The following is a 2,591-nucleotide window of genomic DNA, read 5'->3' on the forward strand; positions in this document are numbered from 1 at the left end:
GTTGTTAACTTAACGAAAATATAAGGAGAAATTATTGCCCCTTTGAAGGTTCATTTAAGGCTATGTCACCTATATAATTCATGACAAAAATATTCTCGATACATCGATGCTTCGCGACAATATCTTCATATGCATTACTTTAGCTTCATTATTTAGAATGGAATTTCAGATTTACGACTTAAAAATCCTCCTTAAAAAGTCTTAAGTTAACAGCACCTTTTCTGAAATATCCTTAGATTATTTAATCAAAAATAAGTAAGATGTGTTGAGATTTTAAAGTCGACTAAGCAATTGTTATATCTTCACAGAGATAAACATCCTGTACAGCGTTTAGTAACCTTATTCCTTCTTCCATAGGTTTTTGGAAAGCCTTTCTACCTAAGATTAGCCCCATTCCACCAGCGCGTTTGTTTATCACAGCTGTTTTAACAGCTTCAAATAGATCATTTGTGCCTGAGGCACCACCTGAGTTAATCAGACCTATACGACCCATATAGCAGTTTGCAACCTGGTATCTTGTAAGATCTATAGGATGATCTGATGCTAATTCAGTGTATGCCCTGTTGTCCATCTGACCGTATTTAACACCATCACGGTTAAGTGCAACATAACCGCCGTTTAACGTGGGTAGTTTTTGTTTAACTATGTCTGCTTCTATCGTAACACCTATATGGTTAGCCTGCCCTGTTAGATCAGCTGAGGTGTGATAATCCTTTCCATCTACTCTGAATGCAGGGTTTCTCAGATAACACCATAGCACTGTTGCCATACCTAGTTCATGCGCATATTTAAAAGCCTGGCTCACCTCTTGTATCTGGCGAGAAGACTCGTTTGAACCGAAATATATTGTGCAACCAACTGCTGCTGCACCCATCTCCCATGCCTGGTCAACACCAGCGAACATTATCTGATCGAATTTATTTGGATATGTCAATAATTCGTTATGATTTAATTTAACAATAAAGGGTATCTTGTGAGCATACCTCCTTGAAACAGAACCTAGAACACCAAGTGTTGATGCAACAGCATTGCAGCCACCTAGAATAGCAAGTTTCACTATGTTTTCTGGATCAAAATATAATTGGTTTGGTGTAAAAGATGCGGCTGCAGAATGCTCAATACCTTGATCAACTGGTAATATTGACAGATAACCTGTACCACCTAGTCTACCATGTTCAAAAATTGCTCTAAGATTCCGCAAAACCTGAGTTGGTCTGTCAGAGCATTCGAATGTTCTCTCAATAAAATTATGACCAGGTAAATGCAAGTTTTCTTTACGTATCTTCTCACATGTATGATTCAAAAGATAATCTGATTCAGCACCTAGTATACCACGTATAGTATCTATATCCCCACTCCAATATTCTTTAATCATCTCCTCTAACTCCATTTCTATCATTGAGTACCACTTTCAACTTACTATAAAATATGTTTCAGCACAAAAACCTTTCTAATACAAAAAAAATTTTTTTTAGATTTCTCCCTTCTTATATCGTTCACCAAGTTTTTTAAGCATATCCTCTGTCATAGTAGCAAGATTATACTTTGGTTTCCAACCCCATTCCTTTCTAGCAGCACTGTCATCAATAGATTTAGGCCAAGAATCAGCTATAGCCTGACGAAAATCAGGTTTATAGTCACATTTAAAATCTGGAATATGTTTTTTAATCTCACTGGCAAGCTCACCAGCTGAAAAACTCATAGACGCTACATTAAAATCACAGTGATGCTTTAACTTTGATATATCCGCCTCCATGAGATCAATGGTTGCTTTTAGACAATCAGGCATATACATCATAGGCAATGTAGTATCCTCTCTTAAAAAACACGTATACCTCCTTTTCTTAATAGCCTCGTAGAATATCTCAACAGCGTAATCAGTTGTGCCACCACCTGGAAGTGTTTCACTACTTATTATACCAGGATAACGGACACCCCGCACGTCGATGCCAAATCGTTTAAAGTAGTAATCACCAAGCAGCTCCCCAGCGACTTTTGTTACACCATACATAGTCTTTGGTTTGAGAACTGTCTCCTGAGGAGTGTTATACTGGGGCGTCTCAGGACCAAAAACAGCGATAGAACTAGGCACAAAAACACGGGCTAACTCTTTCTCCCTAGCAATTTCTAAGATGTTATACAAACCATTTATGTTTACATCCCAGCAGAGCGCAGGGTTTTTTTCACCAACAGCAGAAAGAATAGCAGCCATATTATAAATAGTGTCGATATCATAATCATCGACAACTTTCTCCACAGTTTCCTTCTTAACTATGTCAATGAACTCGAAAGGACCTGAATTGAGAAGTTTGTCGCTTGGCTTGGTTTTTCTTCCGGTAGCTATAACATTGTCATTACCGTATCTTTTCCTTAGCTCCATTGTAAGTTCTGAGCCTATCTGACCAACAGCACCTGTTACAAGTATCTTCTTCATATCTTTATTTTTCATAATAGATTAATCCCCTTGAATTATCTAACCGCTATAGAAAAAGAGTATACATATTTTGCTGTTTTCAGTACTTCGGAAAGTACAATCGTAAATATTTTTAACCTATAACTTCATTGATTTTTTTGGGAAGATGGGATGAGAA

General features: G+C 37.3%; 2 protein-coding genes. Both read right to left on the reverse strand.

The genetic code is table 11. The annotated features are described in order from the left end of the window. Positions 1-283 precede the first annotated feature (283 nt). Positions 284-1,390 carry a class I fructose-bisphosphate aldolase gene (locus QHH19_07150; protein MDH7518096.1) on the reverse strand — a complete coding sequence of 369 codons (1,107 nt, stop codon included), beginning with the start codon at positions 1,388-1,390 and terminating at the stop codon, positions 284-286. Between the two features lie 81 nt (positions 1,391-1,471). Then, positions 1,472-2,434 carry an L-threonine 3-dehydrogenase gene (locus QHH19_07155; GenBank protein MDH7518097.1) on the reverse strand — a complete coding sequence of 321 codons (963 nt, stop codon included), beginning with the start codon at positions 2,432-2,434 and terminating at the stop codon, positions 1,472-1,474. Positions 2,435-2,591: the final 157 nt, after the last annotated feature.

Source organism: Candidatus Thermoplasmatota archaeon, from assembly GCA_029907305.1.
In the GTDB taxonomy this organism is placed as follows: Archaea; Thermoplasmatota; E2; order DHVEG-1; family DHVEG-1; genus JARYMC01.